Origin of the sequence: Enterobacter cloacae complex sp. P2B (assembly GCF_014895985.1) — a bacterium.
GTDB lineage: Bacteria > Pseudomonadota > Gammaproteobacteria > Enterobacterales > Enterobacteriaceae > Enterobacter > Enterobacter bugandensis.
In genome coordinates this window covers 117,774-137,890 of the sequence record NZ_JADBQQ010000017.1, presented here as the reverse complement: position 1 = coordinate 137,890, position 20,117 = coordinate 117,774, and the positions used below count along the sequence as shown (strand labels likewise).

At 57.6% G+C, this 20,117-nt stretch carries 19 protein-coding genes; 7 read left to right on the top strand and 12 right to left on the bottom strand.

The window, feature by feature from the left end; genetic code table 11:
• Positions 1-22: 22 nt before the first annotated feature.
• The 6 genes from ypfH to dapA form a co-directional block, all read right to left on the bottom strand.
• On the bottom strand, positions 23-718 hold the full coding sequence (ypfH, locus tag IM313_RS15685; RefSeq protein ID WP_028014017.1) for an esterase: 696 nt from the start codon (positions 716-718) through the stop codon (positions 23-25).
• A 73-nt stretch (positions 719-791) separates the two neighbouring features.
• Positions 792-2,738 carry a tRNA(Met) cytidine acetyltransferase TmcA gene (locus IM313_RS15680; RefSeq protein WP_192971377.1) on the bottom strand — a complete coding sequence of 649 codons (1,947 nt, stop codon included), beginning with the start codon at positions 2,736-2,738 and terminating at the stop codon, positions 792-794.
• Positions 2,738-3,607 (bottom strand): neutral zinc metallopeptidase, encoded by an 870-nt coding sequence (locus tag IM313_RS15675; RefSeq protein ID WP_041908778.1) that lies wholly within the window; start codon positions 3,605-3,607, stop codon positions 2,738-2,740. The genes IM313_RS15680 and IM313_RS15675 overlap by 1 nt, the downstream gene beginning before the upstream one ends.
• Before the next feature lie 120 nt (positions 3,608-3,727).
• Positions 3,728-4,441, bottom strand: a complete 714-nt coding sequence (gene purC, locus IM313_RS15670) for a phosphoribosylaminoimidazolesuccinocarboxamide synthase (protein WP_023332985.1) — start codon at positions 4,439-4,441, stop codon at positions 3,728-3,730.
• A 109-nt stretch (positions 4,442-4,550) separates the two neighbouring features.
• The gene (gene bamC / locus IM313_RS15665; protein WP_028014020.1) at positions 4,551-5,585 is read right to left on the bottom strand and encodes an outer membrane protein assembly factor BamC; all 1,035 of its coding nucleotides are present in this window, start codon (positions 5,583-5,585) and stop codon (positions 4,551-4,553) included.
• 16 nt (positions 5,586-5,601) lie between these two features.
• Complete coding sequence (gene dapA / locus IM313_RS15660) at positions 5,602-6,480, bottom strand: 4-hydroxy-tetrahydrodipicolinate synthase (RefSeq protein WP_028014021.1); 879 nt, start codon at positions 6,478-6,480, stop codon at positions 5,602-5,604.
• A 145-nt stretch (positions 6,481-6,625) separates the two neighbouring features.
• On the opposite strand from dapA, the gene IM313_RS15655 reads away from it, so the two are divergent.
• Positions 6,626-7,195 carry a glycine cleavage system transcriptional repressor gene (locus IM313_RS15655; RefSeq protein WP_028014022.1) on the top strand — a complete coding sequence of 190 codons (570 nt, stop codon included), beginning with the start codon at positions 6,626-6,628 and terminating at the stop codon, positions 7,193-7,195.
• Positions 7,195-7,665 carry a thioredoxin-dependent thiol peroxidase gene (bcp, locus tag IM313_RS15650; RefSeq protein ID WP_192971223.1) on the top strand — a complete coding sequence of 157 codons (471 nt, stop codon included), beginning with the start codon at positions 7,195-7,197 and terminating at the stop codon, positions 7,663-7,665. Before IM313_RS15655 ends, bcp begins: the two co-directional genes overlap by 1 nt.
• 96 nt (positions 7,666-7,761) lie before the next feature.
• Here the strand turns inward: bcp and IM313_RS15645 are convergent, their stop codons facing one another.
• Complete coding sequence (locus tag IM313_RS15645; RefSeq protein WP_028014023.1) at positions 7,762-8,826, bottom strand: AI-2E family transporter; 1,065 nt, start codon at positions 8,824-8,826, stop codon at positions 7,762-7,764.
• Positions 8,827-9,047: 221 nt separating this feature from the next.
• Here IM313_RS15645 and bepA point away from each other — a divergent pair, with 221 nt between their 5' ends.
• Both bepA and arsC read left to right on the top strand, forming a co-directional pair.
• Positions 9,048-10,511 (top strand): beta-barrel assembly-enhancing protease, encoded by a 1,464-nt coding sequence (gene bepA, locus IM313_RS15640; protein ID WP_192971222.1) that lies wholly within the window; start codon positions 9,048-9,050, stop codon positions 10,509-10,511.
• Between the two features lie 13 nt (positions 10,512-10,524).
• Complete coding sequence (arsC, locus tag IM313_RS15635; RefSeq protein WP_047368071.1) at positions 10,525-10,881, top strand: arsenate reductase (glutaredoxin); 357 nt, start codon at positions 10,525-10,527, stop codon at positions 10,879-10,881.
• On the opposite strand, the gene IM313_RS15630 is transcribed toward arsC, so the two are convergent.
• On the bottom strand, positions 10,878-11,702 hold the full coding sequence (locus IM313_RS15630; RefSeq protein ID WP_192971221.1) for an XRE family transcriptional regulator: 825 nt from the start codon (positions 11,700-11,702) through the stop codon (positions 10,878-10,880). The genes arsC and IM313_RS15630 overlap by 4 nt on opposite strands.
• Positions 11,703-11,849: 147 nt before the next feature.
• On the opposite strand from IM313_RS15630, the gene celB reads away from it, so the two are divergent.
• From celB to IM313_RS15615, 3 genes are read left to right on the top strand one after another with little or no spacing between them, the layout of a single operon-like run.
• A complete protein-coding gene (gene celB / locus IM313_RS15625) occupies positions 11,850-13,169 on the top strand; it encodes a PTS cellobiose transporter subunit IIC (protein ID WP_045261167.1) in 1,320 nt (439 codons plus the stop codon).
• Positions 13,170-13,172: 3 nt separating this feature from the next.
• The gene (locus IM313_RS15620) at positions 13,173-14,129 is read left to right on the top strand and encodes a N(4)-(beta-N-acetylglucosaminyl)-L-asparaginase (protein ID WP_192971220.1); all 957 of its coding nucleotides are present in this window, start codon (positions 13,173-13,175) and stop codon (positions 14,127-14,129) included.
• The gene (locus IM313_RS15615; protein WP_192971376.1) at positions 14,129-15,547 is read left to right on the top strand and encodes a M17 family metallopeptidase; all 1,419 of its coding nucleotides are present in this window, start codon (positions 14,129-14,131) and stop codon (positions 15,545-15,547) included. Before IM313_RS15620 ends, IM313_RS15615 begins: the two co-directional genes overlap by 1 nt.
• Before the next feature lie 86 nt (positions 15,548-15,633).
• On the opposite strand, the gene IM313_RS15610 is transcribed toward IM313_RS15615, so the two are convergent.
• The 4 genes from IM313_RS15610 to IM313_RS15595 all read right to left on the bottom strand — a co-directional run bounded on the left by IM313_RS15610 (position 15,634) and on the right by IM313_RS15595 (position 20,078).
• A complete protein-coding gene (locus IM313_RS15610) occupies positions 15,634-16,335 on the bottom strand; it encodes a DnaA inactivator Hda (protein ID WP_211438414.1) in 702 nt (233 codons plus the stop codon).
• A gap of 96 nt (positions 16,336-16,431) precedes the next feature.
• Complete coding sequence (uraA, locus tag IM313_RS15605; RefSeq protein WP_017692944.1) at positions 16,432-17,721, bottom strand: uracil permease; 1,290 nt, start codon at positions 17,719-17,721, stop codon at positions 16,432-16,434.
• Positions 17,722-17,803: 82 nt separating this feature from the next.
• On the bottom strand, positions 17,804-18,430 hold the full coding sequence (upp, locus tag IM313_RS15600) for a uracil phosphoribosyltransferase (RefSeq protein ID WP_008501641.1): 627 nt from the start codon (positions 18,428-18,430) through the stop codon (positions 17,804-17,806).
• 217 nt (positions 18,431-18,647) lie between these two features.
• A complete protein-coding gene (locus tag IM313_RS15595) occupies positions 18,648-20,078 on the bottom strand; it encodes a 6-phospho-beta-glucosidase (protein WP_192971219.1) in 1,431 nt (476 codons plus the stop codon).
• Positions 20,079-20,117: the final 39 nt, after the last annotated feature.

The window sequence follows — 20,117 nt, the reverse complement described above, 5'->3', positions numbered from 1 at the left end:
CTCCTGTGGAGAGGGGATAACCTCACATAAATTCAACAATATCATCATCATTCGGCTTACCGCCGCTGAGCGCTTCATCAAAGTAGTGCTTCGGCACGGTATAGCGCAGATGGTCGAGCGCAAACTGCATGCTGCGATCGTCGATCGCGTGGCCCAGATCGTCAACAATATCCAGCGTCACATCCCCGCCCTCGCGCACCAGCGCTTCCTGGGCAGCTACCGCATGCGAAAGCTCAATCACCCGATCTTCACCACCGTGAATGAGATGGATGGTGGTCTGCGTTGTCGCGCTTGTCGGTAGCGTTGCATAACGCCCGTTAAAAGCGATGACGCGTGAAGCCAGACCGGGCTGCGCTTTTACGCTTTCCAGCGACATGATTGACCCCTGCGAGAAGCCAATCAGCGCCGTTGCGTCAGCGCCTACGCCGCTCTGCTGCTGCCAGTAGCGCACGATGTCGATAAACGTGGGCATGATCGCATCAATGCGCGCCTGACGGTTCTCCTCCGTCACGCCCTGAACCGGGAACCACTGCCGTCCGTCTGGACCGCACGGCTCCACGCCGCCGATGCTGACGATCAAAGCTTCCGGAAAAACGGGCGCAAACCAGCGGCCAATCTGTCCCATATTGACGGCATTATCGCCCACGCCATGAAACAGGAGCAGTAACTGTTTAGCCGGTTTGTCAGGGCTTTGAACAACAAAATGGTCGTGTTTCATGGCGGTCTCCTTAATTGATGAGCAGGATTTTACGCCTCTGCGGGGTAATGACCATGCCACTTTACTGAAGAAGTCATTGAAAAAATTGCCATTGCAAAATGTCGGCTTTCAGCTGCTGGCAGCGGGAATAATCAAGGCTCTCAAGCGCTTGCGCGGTTTCACTCCGCAGTTTAGCCAGCAGCGCTTTTCGCCCCTTCTCCTCCGTCTTACCCTCTATTTTCCCGCGCAGCGCCGGGAGCGGCATGTCTGTAGCAAACACCAGCCGCGTCAGGGCAGCAACCGAGGTTGAAAATGCCCGGTGCGCAAAGGCAAACCCCGCCAGCTCCAGCCAGTCGTCACTATTAAGGGTAGCTTCCCAGGCATCGGTCACCGGGATCTTTTCGCCGTTCCAGGCTGAAAGAACGCGCATATCACGACACAGGCGCTGGTGCTCCTGCGCGCACAGGTGGTGCCCGGCCTCGCTATGCGGCAGTAAGGCCATCGCCGTATGGCACCCGCTGCTGGCTTCCCGATGGCTGCCCATTCGCACCAGCACAAAGCCGCACTGCCGCCAGAAACGCCACAGCTCGTCGGTATAGCCAAAGCTTACCGAGAGATAATCTTCACCGCTGACGCTGCGAATAAGCCGCTGGCCGATGCCTTCCCGTTGACGGTGGGGATGCACCGCAATGCGGCTAATCCGCCGCCCCTTCAGCGTCGCCGCAAGAGGCGACCCGCCGTGCGCCGCCAGTGACTGCGCCACAAGGTTCCCGCGAGGACGACGAAAGCCCGCCCACACCGCGCGGCTCAGATCGGGGGGCAATCCCCCCTCTTCCACCAGCCAGAGCGCGCCCGCCATATCCGCACCCGCGTGTGCAACCGCAAAGTGCTGGCCGGGGGCGTCCATCATCCGGCGTAAATCGAGTGGGGACGTCCGGTAGTGCGCGGCACACAGCAGTTCATACACGCTTGCCACGCGCGCCGGGTCGCTCTCCCACATCCGCGGCTCTAGCGACCGTAAACGCACGTCACCTTCCGGTTTACGGTCAATAAGCGCGTCGTCAAACAGCAGCGTATTCGCCACTATCCGCTCAAGCGGACACCCGGCCGCCCAGCGAATGGGGGTGGTTAAGGTATAGCGCCGCAGCCCGCTGAACCGGGCGCAGAACTTAAGCAGAAACCCCCTGCCCGTACCTTCATAACCCTGGACCGTGGTGGTCAGCAACACGCGGGGAAAGCGCGACACCAGCTTGTCCAGCAGCGGGCCGGGGATGGCTGCGGCTTCATCAACAATCAGCCAGTCGGCTTCTGTCGTGGAGGCCAGCAGCGCATCCGGGGCCATAAAGTGAAAACGCTCGCCAGCGAAGCGCGCAATGACATCCGTTGCCCCTTTGGCCGGTGCAGTGACCACCGCACTCCCCTGAATGCTGTTGAGCAGCATCCCCGCGAGGGCTGACTTTCCGCGCCCCCGCGGTGCCGTAACGGCAGCGACGCCCGCAGGCATGGTCAGAAGCGCGTCGAGGATCTCCGCCTGCTCGCGCTGCGGCTCGCCGCTGGCTGGCTGCCAGGCGGGCGAATCCGGCGCAGCGGGAAGAGAGAGAGGACGATGCTGTTGCCAGACGATCGCATCCGCATCGGCGGCAAGGGTCCGGCAAAAATGGTGAACGAAGCGCGGGGTGGCGATGGGTTCCGCGCTGTCGCTCCAGCGCACGGAATCGCCGTCGGGCCTGTCGGCCCAGTCAGCGAGAGGCGGCACCAGCAGCACCAGCAGGCTTCCGGCGCGCAGCGTCCCGCTGAGTGCGGCAAAGGCTGAAACATCAAACCCGGCACGCGCGTCAAAAACGGCGTGCAGATATTCGCGTCCCAGCAGCCCGCTAACGGCTTTTGAGGGATTCTCCTCCAGCCACAGCCAGTCTCCCGGCAAGGCATCACGCAGGCCAGCCGCCTGGCTCAACGTCCATTGTTCATCGCCAGTGAGCACCACCAGACGGCGGTGCCCGGTACGCTCAAGCTCGCGCGTCAGATGTTCAAACGACACCATCACATGGCTTTGCCGAAGGTATTACACTGGGCCGGATCGCCGCTGTCAAAGCCGCGCTTGAACCAGCTGTAGCGCTGCTGTGACGTACCGTGAGTGAAACTGTCCGGCACGACATGGCCCTGGCTCTGCTGCTGCAAACGGTCATCGCCGATGGCCTCAGCCGCGTTTAATGCCTCTTCAAGATCCCCGGATTCCAGCACGCCCTGCTGCTGCATGCTGTGGCCCCAGACGCCCGCGAAGCAGTCCGCCTGCAGTTCCATTTTGACGGAAAGGCGGTTCACTTCGGCCTGAGACGCGTTCTGCTGAAGCTGGCGCACTTTGGGCTCAATCCCCAGCAGCTTTTGCACGTGATGGCCGACTTCATGCGCGATAACGTAGCCCTGGGCAAAATCACCGTCAGCGCCAAGCTTGCGTTTCATGTCATCGTAAAAAGAGAGATCGATATAGACGGTGCCGTCTGCCGGGCAATAGAACGGCCCCATAACAGATTGCCCGGTACCGCATCCGGTGCGGGTTGCGCCCCGGTACATCACCAGCTTCGGCTGCTGGTAGGTGCGCCCCATCTTCTCGAACTGCTGACTCCAGGTGTCTTCAGTTGTGGCGAGAATAACGGAGGTAAATTTGGCCGCTTCATCTTCATTCGGGCTGATGGAGCGCTGAGAATGCTGTTGCTGCTGCAGCGGCTGACCGGTCATCAGACCGGTAAGGTCGACCCCGTAATACCCTGCGACCAGCACCACAATCAGCAGGATGATACCGCCCTTGCCGCTGGGTAAGCGGAAGCCGGGCCCGCCCATTGAAGGACCGCCGCCACCATCACTGCGTCTGTCTTCTACATTGTCACTTTCACGACGCCCTTGCCAGCGCATAACCACCTCGAACTATTCCATTAATAATAGCTATGATCGTAGGCGGTTAACGGCAAGATTACCATAGGAAACAAAGGTAAGACGCCAAAGGATGCGAACATCCTTTGGCAACTGAGGGACTTAGTCGAGCTTAACGCCTAAACGGTGAGCTACCGCCTCGTACGCTTCAATCAGGCCACCCAGGCTCTGACGGAAACGGTCTTTGTCCATTTTATCCAGGGTTTCTTTATCCCACAGGCGGCTGCCGTCCGGGGAGAACTCGTCGCCCAGCACCACTTCACCTTTGAACAGACCAAACTCCAGCTTGAAGTCGACGAGGATCAGGCCCGCGTCATCAAACAGCTTTTTCAGCACGTCGTTGGCTTTGTAGGTCAGTTCCTGCATGCGCGCCAGGTTCTCTTTGCTCACCCAGCCGAAGGTTTCGCAGTAGGATTCGTTGACCATTGGGTCGTGCATGGCATCGTTTTTCAGGAACAGGTCGAACAGAGGTGGATTCAGCTCGATACCTTCTTCAATGCCCAGACGCTTCACCAGGGAGCCTGCCGCACGGTTACGAATCACGCACTCAACCGGAACCATATCCAGTTTTTTCACCAGACATTCCGTATCGGACAGCAACGCTTCCATCTGGGTCGGGATACCCGCTTCGGCCAGTTTGGTCATAATGAAGTGGTTGAACTTGTTGTTCACCATGCCTTTACGATCGAACTGCTCAATGCGTGCGCCATCCCCTGCTGACGTATCATTGCGGAACTCGAGCACCAACAGATCCGGGTTCTCCGTGCTGTATACGGTCTTCGCTTTGCCACGATACAACTCAGCTTGCTTCTGCATCTTCATTACTCCTGGTGTGATAATTTGCGTTCAAAACGGGGTATATTATGCCACGCACACGTTTGCGTGGCACGAAAATAAAAAGGGCGGGATTAACCCGCCCTCGTATTTATTTGCTGAATGCTGCCTGGAAGACAGCGACCAGCGCATCGTTCTGCGCCTGGGTCAGCGTGTGACCTTTTGGATCGATAAACTGCAGGCTGCTGCGGTTATCGAGGTCACCTACCTGAATCTTGTAATCACCGGAGGCAAGCTGAGGATCTTTGGCGCCCAGCTCCTGCCATGCGCTGTCGGACAGCGGCTTATAGGTCGCCGTCATGCTGCCGGTTGAACGGGTGCTGTCGGTCACTTTCATGCCCACTTTTTCCAGCGTCGCTGGCAGGCGCTGCCAGGTCTGGTTAAACGGTGCACGCACCACCAGCATTGGCAGGCCGGTGTCATCCGCGCCGCTCTGAACGTCGTACGTGACGCCGTTACGGTTCTGCGCGGCGTTGGCGGCATCGGTAGCGGTCTTATCCAGACCTGCGGCGATCACGTTCAGCATTTCAGTGCTGTAACGCTGCATAGAGGCGGCATCCGCAACCGGTTTACCCGCCTGCTCCAGGTTCAACAGCTTAACGTTAACCGCCTGCTGGTAACCCTGTGGTTTCACGGAGACCTGATAGCGTCCACGGTACTGCTGATCTTCATCAAGACGGTTCCACTCGATCCAGTCAGTGGTTAACGTCTGGCTGGCGTCATCGCGCTTATCAATAGTGTAATTCTTCGCCTGAATAACGCTGACGACCTGTGGCCACAGATTGCTTCCGCGCGCGCTTTCAACCAGCAGAGACGCCGTATCACCGGTGAACTGGGTACGCGCCCCGCTTACCAGCGCCAGAGGCTGTGCTGGCGGACGAATATCAAGCGCTTTACCAACCAGGCCGCTGCCGTTGGTCACGGGAATATTATAATCGCCGTTTTGAATCGGCAGGATCATACCAGCCGGTGCATGAAGTTCAGCAAGCGGGGTCGCATCCAGATAGGATTCATCACCGCTCACCTGGCGCTTGTAGCGCGAGTCTGAACTACAGGCAGCGAGCAGCATAACAAGCGAAACACTCGCAACCTTCGCCAGGCGCGACTTCTGTACTGAATAAGCCATCAAATCTCCCTAAACTTTACAGCAAACCGGCATGCTTCAGCGCTGCCCTGACGATGTCGCGACCGTGGTCGGTAATCGGTGTCATTGGCAAACGCAGCGTATCGGATGCTACAAGCCCCAACTCCTTACACGCCCATTTCACTGGGATCGGATTGGGTTCGACAAATAATTTATTGTGCAACGGCATCAGACGCTGATTAATGACACGCGCTTCATTATAGTGACCGGCTGCGGCCAGTTTGCACATTTCAGCCATATCGCGCGCCGCAACGTTTGCCGTTACGGAGATCACGCCATGACCACCAAGCTGCATAAAGTCCAGCGAGGTCGCATCATCACCACTCAACAGGATAAAGTCGTCTGAAACCAGCTCTTTGATCTGATGAACGCGGCTTAAGTTCCCTGTCGCCTCTTTAATACCGATAATATTTTTTACTTCCGAGAGACGACCAACGGTTTCCGGCAGCATATCGCAGCCGGTACGGGACGGCACATTATACAGAATTTGTGGCAAGTCAGTATGTTCAGCGATGGCTTTGAAGTGCTGGAACAAACCTTCCTGAGTAGGACGGTTGTAGTAAGGGGTGACCGTCAGACAGCCCACGATGCCGCTGTCGTTAAAACGTTTGGTCAGGCTGATCGCTTCTGCGGTCGCATTAGCACCTGTCCCCGCAATGACCGGAATACGTCCGTCAGCCAGTTCCAGGGTCAGCATAACCACATCGCCGTGCTCTTCGTGGCTCAGCGTTGCAGATTCACCGGTAGTCCCTACCGAAACGATCGCCGAGGTTCCATTGGCGACATGGTAATCAATCAGCTTTTTCATGCTGGACCGGCAGACATTACCTTTTTCATCCATCGGTGTAACAAGCGCGACAATACTTCCCGTGAACATGAGCCATCCTCTGTGCGAACAAGAGCCTCAATGGTACGTTTGGAACTGTAATAAAAGCAAGCGACCTGAGGCCCTCTGGCGGTTGTATGCACGTTTTTTTTATGCTTTCCTTAGGAAGACTTAACCATGCAAAGGAAGAACAGGTTTGACAACCTCATCACAACATTACCTGGTTATCACCGCGCTGGGTGCCGACAGGCCGGGTATCGTGAACACCATCACCCGTCACGTGAGCAGCTGCGGCTGTAACATCGAAGACAGCCGCCTGGCGATGCTCGGCGAAGAGTTCACGTTTATCATGCTGCTGTCCGGAACATGGAATGCCATTACCCTTATTGAATCCACCCTGCCGCTGAAAGGCGCGGAGCTGGATTTGCTGATCGTCATGAAGCGCACCACCGCACGCCCGCGTCCGGCCATGCCCGCGACCGTCTGGGTGCAGGTTGAAGTCCCTGATTCTCCGCATCTGATTGAGCGCTTTACCGCGCTGTTCGACAGCCATCAGATGAACATTGCGGAACTCGTCTCCCGCACGCAGCCGGGCGACGAAAGCACCGTTCCCACGCTCTTTATTCAAATTACCGCACACAGCCCTGCCTCGCAGGATGCGTCAAATATCGAGCAAGCGTTCAAAGCCCTCTGTACAGAATTAAACGCGCAGGGCAGTATAAGCGTCGTCAATTATTCGCAGCACGAACAGGATGGAGTTGAGTAATGAATCCACTGAAAGCCGGTGACATCGCACCGAAATTTAGCTTACCGGATCAAGACGGTGAGCAAGTAAATTTGACCGACTTCCAGGGACAGCGTGTTCTGGTCTATTTCTACCCGAAAGCCATGACCCCCGGCTGCACCGTACAGGCCTGCGGCTTACGCGACAACATGGACGAGTTGAAGAAAGTCGGCGTGGAAGTGCTGGGAATCAGCACGGATAAACCAGAAAAGCTGTCACGATTTGCGGAAAAAGAGCTGCTGAACTTCACGCTGCTTTCCGACGAAGACCACCATGTCTGCGAGCAGTTCGGCGTCTGGGGTGAAAAGACCTTTATGGGTAAAACCTACGACGGCATTCACCGCATCAGCTTCCTGATTGACGCTGACGGTAAAGTTGAACATGTGTTTGACGACTTCAAAACCAGCAACCACCACGACGTGGTGTTGAATTGGCTGAAACAAAGCGCCTGATAAACAGCAAAACGGCAACCCAGGTTGCCGTTTTTAGTGCTTTCCCCCTCTCCCTGTGGGAGAGGGTCGGGGTGAGGGCATCAGGCCGCACAAAAACTACTTCTCTTCCACCGCAGGCACATCCGGCCACGCGTGTACCACCGCTTTAATCAGCGTCGCCAGCGGAATGGCAAAGAACACGCCCCAGAACCCCCACAGCCCGCCGAAAATCACCACCGACAGGATAATCACCAGCGGATGCAGGTTCACGGCCTCGGAGAACAGCACCGGCACCAGCAGGTTACCGTCCAGCCCCTGAATAATCAGGTATACCGCAAAGCAGCTCCAGAACTCCGTACCCAGACCAAACTGGAACAGCGCAACGCCCACCACCGGAATGGTCACCACAAACGCGCCGATATACGGGATCAGAACCGAAAATCCGACCAGCACCGCCAGCAGCAGCGAGTAGTTCAGGCCGAAGATCAGGAAGCCAATCCAGGTGGCGACTCCCACGACTATCATCTCCAGCACCTTGCCGCGAATGTAGTTGGTGATCTGCTGGTTCATCTCCTGCCAGACCTGCCCGGCCAGCCCGCGATTGCGCGGCAGCACGCGGCGTACCGCGTTCAGCATCTGCTCTTTGTCCTTGACCAGGAAGAACACCATTAGCGGCACGAGCACAAGATAGACGGCCAGCGTCAGCAGACCCACCAGCGAGGCCAGAGAGTATTTCACCACCGAATCGCCCATCGTCATGATGCGGGCGCGCATGTTTTCGGCCATCGCATCTATGATCCCAGCATCCATCAGCGCGGGGTAACGACGCGGCAGCGTGGCGGCGAAATCAGACAGCTTGTTCAACATGCCGGGCATATCGCGGATCAGGTAGATCCCCTGCTGCCAGGCAACCGGCATCACCACAAATGCCATCAGCAGCAGAATGCCGACAAACAGCACCAGCACGATACTCGTTGCCCAGCGGCGCGAACAGCCGATATGTTCCAGGCGCGCCGTTGGCCACTCCAGCAGGTATGCGAGCACAATCGCCACCAGCAGAGGGGCGAGCAGGCCGCTGAAGAAGAACAGAATACCGAACCCGGCAACCAGAATAACCAGCAAAGCAATGGCTTCCGGGTCACTGAACCGACGCCGATACCACTGCATTAACATTTCGAGCATACAACCCTTCCCTGAATCGATTGGCGGGAGTGAGACGGTGAATTGTATCTAACTGTCACAAAAAAGACTTTCGCTTTTTGTATCCCTGTCACAATCCGCAAAAGCCTGATGAATGGGATTTTCTTCATGCGGCAACACGGCTACACTCGCAGGGCAGCAGAGATGAACGATATGCCGGTTCATCGGTCAAATTAGCACCTCCAACATACAGGACAGTGGTTATGTTCAGGCAGTTGAGAAAAACACTGGTTGCAACACTGATTTCCGCAGTGACGGTCGGTCAGGTGTTGCCCGCTTTCGCTGACTCGTCCGATTCATTGCCGGACATGGGCACCACGGCAGGAAGCACGCTCTCTATCGGGCAAGAGATGCAGATGGGTGATTACTATGTGCGCCAGCTGCGCGGCAGCGCCCCGCTGATCAACGACCCTTTGCTGGTGCAGTACATTAACGGGCTGGGGATGCGCCTGGTGGCGCACGCCGACTCGGTAAAAACGCCCTTCCACTTCTATTTGATTAATAACGACGAAATCAACGCCTTCGCCTTCTTCGGCGGAAACGTGGTGCTGCATTCGGCGTTATTCCGTTACTCAGACAACGAAAGCCAGCTGGCTTCGGTAATGGCGCACGAAATTTCGCACGTTACCCAGCGCCACCTCGCGCGTGCAATGGAAGACCAGAAGCGTAACGCCCCGCTCACCTGGGTGGGCGCACTGGGCTCTATTCTGCTGGCGATGGCCAGCCCGCAGGCCGGGATGGCGGCCCTGACCGGTACGCTTGCGGGAACGCGTCAGGGGATGATCAGCTTCACCCAGCAAAACGAGCAGGAAGCTGACCGCATCGGCATTCAGGTTTTACAGCGCTCCGGCTTTGACCCGCAGGCCATGCCGAGCTTCCTGGAAAAACTGCTCGACCAGGCACGGTATTCTTCCCGTCCGCCGGAAATTTTGCTCACCCACCCGCTGCCGGAAAGCCGTCTCTCGGATGCACGCAACCGTGCCAACCAGATGCGCCCGGTGGTCGTGCAGTCTTCGCTGGACTTCTACATGGCGAAAGTAAGAACGCTCGGCATGTACAACTCCGGACGTAACCAGCTCACCAGCGATCTGCTGGATACCCTGGCGAAAGGCAACGTGCGGGAAAAAAATGCCGCGCAGTATGGTCAGGCGCTACAGGCGATGGAAGCCAGTAAATACGACGAGGCGCGTAAAGCGCTGCAGCCGCTGCTGGCAGCCGACCCGAACAATCCGTGGTATCTCGATCTCTCGACGGATATCGATCTGGGGCAGAAGAAAGCCACTGATGCGATTAACCGCCTGAAAGGGGCGAAAGACATACGGACCAACCCGGTGCTGCAGCTTAACCTGGCGAACGCTTACTTGCAGGGCGGTCAGCCTGCGCAGGCCGTAACCATTCTGAACCGCTACACGTTTAACAATAAAGACGACCAGAACGGCTGGGAGCTGCTCGCTCAGGCGCAGGGGCAACTGGGTAACCGCGATCAGGAACTGGCGGCGCGTGCTGAAGGGCTGGCGCTGGCGGGCCGTCTCGATCAGGCTATTTCCCTGCTCAGCAGCGCCAGCTCGCAGGTGAAGCTCGGCAGCCTGCAGCAGGCCCGCTACGACGCGCGTATCGACCAGCTGCGCGGCCTGCAACAACGCTTTAAGCCGTACGAGAAGATGTAATAAAGGAGAAGTCATGACAGACGCGGTACAAATTTACCATAACCCTCGCTGCTCCAAGAGCCGCGACACCCTCAGCCTGCTGAAATCTAACGGCATCGACCCGGAAGTGGTGCTGTATCTGGAGACGCCGCCGGACGCGCAGACGATCCGCGAGCTGCTGCACATGCTGGGGATGGGCAGCGCGCGCGAACTGATGCGTCAGAAAGAGGATCTGTATAAATCGCTTAATCTGGATGACAACCGCCTCACCGAGGCTGAGCTGGTACAGGCGATGGTCGACAATCCAAAGCTGATTGAGCGCCCGATTGTGGTGGCGAACGGCAAGGCGCGCATTGGCCGTCCGCCGGAAGATGTGCTCGAAATTCTCTAGTCCCTACGCCGCAGCGCTTCCAGAAACGCCTGCGGCGTACTCTCTCCCAGCTTTTTCTGCGTTTTGCCCCGGTTATAAAACTCGCACAGCGCGATCAACACCTCTCCCGCCGGTTCATCATTCACGCGAGGAATAACATCGCCTAATGGCACCGCTACCTGAAGCGCGTTGTGTTTTTGGGGATGCGTTTTTACAGCCACATCTTTTGCAGCCTCCGTCAGCTCAAAACCAAAAGTCTCAATAGATTGTATATCAGCCGGACAGTCATCAAGCAGCGCCCGCGTCCAGGTATTGAGCAACTGGGGCGACAGTCCCGCATAGAGCCGGGCATAACACCAGCCGCTCACCGGTTCGCGCGCCCAGAGCAGGTGTTGTTCACCCCCATCGTCCATGTGCAGGGATAAAGGCAGATGATAGAGCATCAGCGTATGCGGCCGCATGCCAGCCTTCAGCGCTTTTATTCCCTGCAACGGCCCCCCTTTTAGCTTCGCGGAGGCCGGTTTGAGATAGCGATTCAGCGTTGCCCTTGAAACGCGGATCCCCAGCACGTCGTTAACCATCTGCAGCAGTTCATCTAACGGCGCCCCTGAGATGTCGCGCAGCGCATTCACCAGCGCCACCTGCTCCTGTCTCAACGCTTTGTGTATCACTTTTGGCGTGGTGTGGTTATCCGAAACCTGGTCGCGGTTGCGCCAGCGCCTGACGGTGGTGACCGAGATCCCCAGCTCAAGAGCAAGCTCTCTGTCGCTTTTATCTGACTGTTGCAGATAGCGGCGGATACGCGGCGTGGTGGTCGCATTGGCGTGAAGTTTAATTTCCATCGCAACAATTCCGTTAACTAATCATATGAGATTTATATAACACAGGCGATTGCTTTGTGACCGATTTCACCTTTCGCTCGCCGCGCTTCACTGATAATCCACAGACATAACATAAACAACACCCCTCAATCTTGTACGGAGTTCACAATGAACAATGTTCTGGGATTTCTTGAAGCAAAACTGATGCCCCTGGCGGCGAAAACGGCCCAGCAGCGTCATCTCGGGGCCATTCGCGGTGCCTACGTGTCATTCATGCCGTTTATTATCGTCGGCTCCATTCTGCTGGTTATCTCCTCCTTCCCTAACCAGGCCTATCAGCAGTTTATGTCTCAGGCCTTTGGTGAGAGCTGGAGCGCGATTATTGAAATTCCATTCAACGCGGTGTTCTCTACCATGTCGCTGTTCATCAGCTTCCTGGTCGCCTTCCGCCTGGCGGAACACTACGGCGAGGACCGCATCTCCTGCGGCATTCTGGCGCTGGTCGCGTTTCTGATCCTGACGCCGTTTATTAAGGTGGCGGAAAACGGCGGGATTACCGTGATGCCGGTGGAGTGGATTGGCAGCAAAGGATTGTTCGTGGCGATGATCGGCTCGCTGCTCTGGACGGAGCTGTTCTGCTGGCTGAAGCGCAAAAATCTGGTCATTAAAATGCCGGACGGCGTGCCTCCTGCGGTGCAGGAGTCGTTCGCGGCGCTGATCCCCGCCCTGCTGGTGATGATTCTGGTACTGGGTATCCGCATCGTCTTCGAAAACACTCACTACAACACCATCCACCAGTTTATTTATGAAGTGGTTGCTACCCCGGTGCGCCACTACGGCACCTCCTATTTCGGTGCGCTGATGACCGTCTTCAGCATCACCATTCTCTGGTCAGTGGGCATTAACTCCGGCTCGATGATTAACGGCATCATTCGTCCGCTGTGGATGGAAAACCAGACCGACAACATCGCCGCGATCCAGGCGGGGACGACGCCGCCGCACATTATCACGGAACAGTTTTTTGACATGATCTGGATGGGCGGCGCGGGTGCCACGCTGTCGCTGGTAATTGCGATGCTGATTTTCGCCCGCAGCAAAAACATGCGCGAAGTGGCGCGCCTCGGCGCCGGGGCGTCGGTGTTTAACATCAACGAGCCGATTCTGTTTGGCCTGCCGGTGATCATGAACCCGATCATGCTTATTCCGTTCAACCTGGTGCCGCTGGTGCTGGTCACCGTGCAGTATGCGGCGATGAAGATTGGCGCGGTCGCCGTCACCACCGGGGTGTTTATCCCCTGGACGCTGCCGCCGGTGATCAGCGGTTTTATCGTCACCGGACACCTGAGCGGCAGCGTGATGCAGCTGATCAACCTGCTGATTGGCGCCATGCTGTACCTGCCTTTCATGCGTATCGTGGACAAACAGTACCGCGCGGCGGAAATTGCCACCGTTACGCAAACCGACACCACCCTTGCAAAACAGGAGTAAAGCATGTGGGGAATTATCGCAACCTGGCGAATGGCGCTTGAAGGGGTAACGGAATCTGCGTCTGCCCTGGCGGCGGGAAAACCGGTCGCTACGGCGGTGGTTGATGCCGTCGCCGCCGTCGAAGACTTTCCGTTTTATAAATCCGTCGGCTACGGCGGACTGCCGACCGAAAACGGCGAAGTCGAGCTGGACGCGGCATTCATGGACGGCGACACGCTGGCGTTCGGTGCCGTGGGGAACCTGGTGGATATCGCCAACCCGGTGCGCGTGGCACACGCGCTCAGCCGCCAGCGCTACAACAGCCTGCTGGTCGGCCAGGGCGCGCGTGAATGGGCGCTAAGTCAGGGCTTTGCCGACAAAAGCATGCTTACCGAACGGGCTATACAGCACTACCGCAAACGCTGCCGCGAGACGCTGGATAAGGGCTTAAGCCCGTACGACGGACACGACACCGTCGGCATTATCGGCCTCGATAAGCAGGGGTCGATGAGCGTTGCCACCTCCACCAGCGGCCTGTTTATGAAAAAACGCGGCCGCATTGGGGATTCGCCGATTATCGGCTCCGGCTTTTACTGCGACAGCGAAACCGGCGCGGCCACCGCTACGGGCGTCGGTGAAGATCTGATGAAAGGCTGCACGAGCTACGAAATCGTTCGTCGCATGGCGCAGGGTATGACGCCGCAGCAGGCGGCAGACTCCGTGGTGTTCGAGCTGGAAGACAAGCTGATGTCGCGCTTCGGTCGCGTGGGCGATCTCTCCGTGGTGTGCATGAACAACAGGGGCGAATTTGGCGCCGCCACTAACATCAAAACCTTCTCGTTTGTGGTGGCGACGGCCCGTCAGCCCATCACCGTTTTTCGTACCGAGCGCCAGCGGGAGAAAACGCACTATCACGCCGTGGACGAAGAGTGGATGCAGGCCTACGCCGCGCGGATCCGCGCACCGATTGAGGAGTCATGATGATCGCGTATCAGTTTATCACCGCGCTTTCTGACGCGAAGCCGCGAAGCCATTTAATCGCCCGCGTCTCCTGTGCGCAGTTGCCGCAAACCGCGCTTGTTGCGGAAATGCGTGACTCTGACGGCATCGCAGACACCCGCTTTGGCTGCGCGCCCTTTGCGCGCATCACCCTGCTGCCGGATGCGCTCTGGCATGACGCGCTCACTGAAGGCCTGCTTGCCGCCCTGCGACCGCTGTTTGCCTCTCCCGTCAGCGCAGATATCGTGCTGGACGCAACAAATATCGACGAGGTAGTGCTGGCGCAGGTGCTGCGTTTTCTCTTTAATCAGGCGCACAGGCTGAGCGATTTACAGCTGAAAAAAACCAGTGAGTGCGTTCGTATTAAGCACATCACCGCCCTCTGCCTGCCGGAACAGCAGGCGAAGCTGGAAACAATTTTCCGCCAGCAGCAGGCCATCGCTCACGGCATGGTCGCAGCGCGTCGCCTGGCGGATATACCCTCCGATCGCTGTACGCCGCAGTTTATGGTCGAAGAGGCGCAAAAACTGTGTGCCGCCTACCCTGCCCTGCGCTGCGAGGTGCTGAACGAAAAGGCTATTGTTGAGCAAGGTCTTGGGCTGCTGAACGCCGTCGGCAAAGGGGCGACCTGTCCGCCACGTCTGCTGGCTATTCATTATGACGGCGTTTCTGACGGCCCGGTGCGCTGCTACGTAGGTAAAGGCATCACCTTCGATACCGGCGGCCTGTGGCTGAAGGAAGGCGCAGGCATGTACACCATGAAATACGACATGTGCGGTGCGGCCAACGTGCTGGGGCTGGTGCTGACCGTAGCAGAGCTGGCGCTGCCCGTACGCATCATGGGCGTGCTGGCGCTGGCGGAAAACGCCATCGGACCGGACGCCATGCAGCCCGGCTCGGTAGCAACGGCCTGCAACGGCATGACGGTTGAAATCAACAACACCGACGCCGAAGGCCGACTGGTGCTGGCGGATGCCATCGCCTGGGCCAGCCAGCGCCATCCGCAGGCGCGCTATATCATTGATATGGCGACCTTAACCGGTGCGGTGGTGAAAGCGCTGGGGTATGAGCTGAGCGGGCTGATGACGCAGGACGAGCCGCTGCGCGCCGCGCTGACGCAGGCGGGTAAGCGGAGCGGTGACGAAGTGTGGTCCCTGCCGCTGGACGCGCGGCTGAAAAAGCAGACCGACAGCGCGATTGCCGATCTGTGCAACACCCCGACAAACAACGCGGCAATCAGCGCGTCGGCGGCGTGGCTGCTGCACCATTTTTGCCCGCAGACGATCCCGTGGGCGCATCTGGACATCAGCGGCACGGCGCTGTGGCGCGAGAATGGCAGGAGCGTGGCGTCGGGAAGGCCGATTCCGCTGCTGGTGGAGCACTTGCTGGGGGATCTTTAGCCGGGTGACGGCTGCGCCTTACCCGGCCTACAAGGGGAGCGGTTTTCGTAGGCCCGGTAAGGCGTAGCCGCCACCGGGCAAAAAACTCAAAGCTTAAGAATATCTTTCACAAACGGAATGGTCAGCTTGCGCTGGGCGGTAATGGAGGCGCGATCGAGCTGATCGAGCGTATCAAACAGGGTGCGCATCTCGCGGTCCAGACGCTTGAGCAGGAAACGGCCCACGTCTTCCGGCAGCTCAAAGCCGCGCTGCTTTGCTCGCAGCTGTAACGCCTGCAGCTTATCTTCATCTGATAGCGGCTGGAGCTTGTAGATTTGTCCCCAGTCCAGACGAGACGCCAGATCCGGCAGCCCAAGATTAAGCTGGCGCGGCGGACGATCGCCGGTGATCAGCAGCCGGGTTTTGCCCGACTCCAGAATGCGGTTGTAGAGGTTAAAGATCGCCATTTCCCACGGCTCGTCCCCCGCCACGCATTCGATATTATCGATGCAGACCAGCGAGAGATGTTCCATGCCCTCAAGCACTTCAGGCACAAACCAGGTACGTTTATCCAGCGGCACATAGCCGACCGCATCGCCGCGCGCCGAAAGCTCGGCACAGGCGGCATGCAGCAGGTGGCTGCGCCCCGCGCCTTCGCGTGACCAGATATAGATGTATCCGCTGTGATCCTGACGCAGCACGTTTTGCAGTGCAGCCAGTAAAGAGGGGTTATCACCCGGCCAGAAACTCGCAAAAGTTTCGTCGTCAGGGAGATAGAGTGGCAGAGAGAGCTGTGCCGGTCCGTTCAGAAATACCTCAACCAGAGATCTTACATAAAATCGACGATGAGTTTAACACGGAACCCGCCAGGAGAGAACCGGGCGATCCTTCGCCCAGTTAATGGATCAGTGTGGGGCTTTTTCGCTTTCGTCAGCGTCCAGGACCACCTCTTCCGGGCGGATCACCGAGATCAGCTTGAAAATCAGGCTCAGGCCCACGCCCACGATGGTCGCCAGCGCCATGCCCTTCAGCTCGGCCGCACCGATGTGCACCTTCGCGCCGCTCACGCCGATGATCAGGATAACGGAGGTCAGGATCAGGTTTTGCGCCTTGCTGTAATCCACTTTGGATTCAATCAGAACGCGAATACCGGAGGCACCGATCACGCCGTACAACAGCAGAGAAACGCCGCCCATCACCGGCACAGGAATGATCTGAATCGCTGCCGCCAGCTTGCCCACGCAGGAGAGCAGAATGGCGATGATCGCCGCGCCGCCGATAACCCAGGTACTGTAGACGCGGGTAATCGCCATCACGCCGATGTTTTCACCGTAGGTGGTGTTTGGCGTGGAGCCGAAGAAACCGGAGATGATGGTGGAGAAACCGTTGGCAAACATGGAGCGGTGCAGACCGGGGTCGCGGATCAGGTCGCGCTTCACGATGTTCGCCGTCACCACCAGGTGGCCAACGTGCTCCGCAATTACCACCAGCGCGGCAGGCAGAATGGTGAAAATGGCGAACCATTCAAAGCGTGGGGTGTAGAAGGTTGGCAGCGCGAACCAGTGCGCCTCGGCAATCGGGGTGGTATCCACAACGCCCATGACGAAGGAGAGCGCGTAGCCCGCCAGCACGCCGATCAGGATCGGGATAATCGCCATAAAACCGCGGAACAGCACGGAGCCAAATACCGTCACGCCCAGCGTCACCAGTGAGATGATAATGGTTTTGGAGTCCGGCGACTGCCCATCAGCAGGCAGCAGACCAGCCATATTCGCCGCCACGCCTGCCAGCTCCAGGCCGATGACGGCAACGATGGCGCCCATCGCCGCAGGCGGGAACATCACGTCCAGCCAGCCGGTACCGGCTTTCTTCACAATGAAGGAGACCAGGCAGAACAGCACGCCACACATGATAAAGCCGCCCAGCGCGACCTCATAACCCAGCGGCAACAGCAGCAGCACCGGCGAGATAAAAGCAAAGCTCGACCCCAGATACGCCGGGATTTTGCCTTTACAGATAAAGAGGTACAGCAGCGTACCGATGCCGTTGAACAACAGCACGGTAGCCGGGTTAATGTGAAACAGGATTGGCACCAGCACGGTTGCGCCAAACATAGCGAACAGGTGCTGCAAACTAAGCGGGATAGTCTGTAAAAGCGGCGGTCTTTCACTCACCCCGATAGCACGGCGCGTCATAGTGTTTTCCTCTGTGTAGTATTGTTGGTTTTTATTCAAAAAAAAGCCGACTATCAAAGTCGGCTTATTTATCATTATTCGATTATTTCGTACCAAAGATCTTATCGCCGGCATCGCCGAGCCCCGGGATGATGTACCCGTGCTCGTTCAGCCCCTGGTCGATAGAGGCGGTGTACAGCTCAACGTCCGGGTGCGCTTTTTCCAGCGCCGCGATCCCTTCCGGAGCAGCAACCAGAACCAGCACCTTAATGCTGCTGCAGCCCGCTTTTTTCAGCAGATCGATGGTGGCGATCATTGAACCGCCGGTCGCCAGCATTGGGTCAACCACCAGCGCCATGCGCTCGTCGATGTTAGAGACCAGCTTCTGGAAGTAAGGTACCGGCTCCAGCGTCTCTTCGTTACGGTAGATACCGACCACGCTGATGCGCGCGCTCGGTACGTGCTCCAGCACGCCTTCCATCATGCCAAGACCGGCACGCAGGATAGGCACTACGGTAATTTTCTTACCTTTGATCTGCTCAACCTGCACCGGGCCGTTCCAGCCTTCGATGGTCACTTTTTCCGTTTCCAGATCGGAGGTTGCTTCGTAGGTCAGCAGGCTGCCCACTTCAGAAGCCAGTTCGCGAAAACGCTTCGTGCTGATGTCATGCTCACGCATCAGGCCCAACTTGTGTTTAACGAGTGGGTGTTTCACTTCCACAATCTTCATTCTCTTTCTCCTCTGAGGTGGCATCCGCAAAAAAATCGCGGGATTATACCGCTTTTTTCGGATTGCGCCATACCCAACTTGCTTGACGTATATCAATCAAAAACAAAAAAACCGGAGGCTGGGCTCCGGCTTGGGTGCGGGGTCTTGCCCGGTGGCGCTGCGCTTACGCTGGCCTACGTGTATTGTAGGTCGGGTAAGCGTTAGCGCCACCCGACAATTAGAGGTTGTCGCCGTTGCTCGCAATCACCTGCTTATACCAGTCGAACGATTTCTTCTTGCTGCGGTTCAGGGTGCCGTTACCTTCGTTATCTTTATCGACAAAGATAAAGCCGTAGCGTTTTTTCATTTCGCCCGTTCCGGCAGACACCAGGTCGATACAGCCCCACGGGGTATAGCCCATCAGATCCACGCCGTCCTCCACCACCGCTTTTTTCATCTCGCGGATGTGTGCGGAAAGGTAATCGATGCGGTACTGGTCGTTCACCGTGCCGTCGCTCTCCTGCACGTCGATCGCGCCAAAGCCGTTCTCAACGATAAACAGAGGCAGCTGATAGTGATCCCAGAACCAGTTCAGGGAGTAGCGCAGCCCGACCGGATCAATCTGCCAGCCCCAGTCGGATTTCTGCACGTACGGGTTGGAGACCAGGCTCTTGCTCTCGTCGTAGTCCAGCGCCGGGTTATCTGCCGTCGCTTTGGTGGCGAAAGACATGTAGTAGCTGAACCCGATGTAATCCACGCAGCCCTGCGTGAGCGCCGCCTTATCTTCTTCGGTAATATCCAGCACGAAGCCGCGACGTTCGAAGTAGTTGAGCAGATGCTGCGGATATTTGCCGCGCACGTGAACGTCGGTAAACCAGTAGCGACGGTGCATGGCGTTCATCGCCATCATCATGTCGTCCGGCGCACAGGTCAGCGGGTAGATGGGGCACATGGCAATCATGCAGCCGATCTGCAGCGACGGGTTAATCTCGCGGCCCGCCTTCACCGCCAGGGCGCTGGCCACCAGTTCGTAGTGCGCCGCCTGGAACATCACCGGCTCGCGGTCTTCACCAGGCGCGTACTTCAGCCCGGAGTTGGTAAATGGCGCAAAGTCTTCGTGGAAGTTAGCCTGGTTGTTGATCTCGTTAAAGGTCATCCAGTACTTCACCTTGTGCTGGTAACGCTCAAAAACGACCTTTGCAAAACGCACGAAGAAGTCGATCAGCTTACGGTTGCGCCAGCCGCCGTATTCCGTCACCAGGTGGAACGGCATCTCAAAGTGGGAAAGCGTGATAACCGGTTCGATGCCGTACTTCAGGCATTCGTCGAACAGATCGTCATAGAATTTGAGGCCCGCCTCGTTCGGCTCCAGCTCGTCGCCTTTCGGGAAGATACGCGTCCAGGCGATAGAGGTACGGAAGCATTTGAACCCCATCTCGGCAAAGAGTTTGATGTCTTCTTTATAACGGTGGTAGAAATCGATAGCCTCATGGTTAGGGTAGTTTTTCCCCTCCAGCACGCCGTTGGTGATTTCACGCGGCACGCCGTGGGCGCCCGCGGTCATGACGTCGGCAACGCTTACGCCCTTACCGCCCTCTTTCCAGCCGCCCTCAAGCTGGTGCGCCGCAACGGCCCCACCCCACAGAAAATCTGCTTTGAATCCTGACATTCGCTTTCCCTCATTCTGCGTTATTTTCTGCAAAAACAA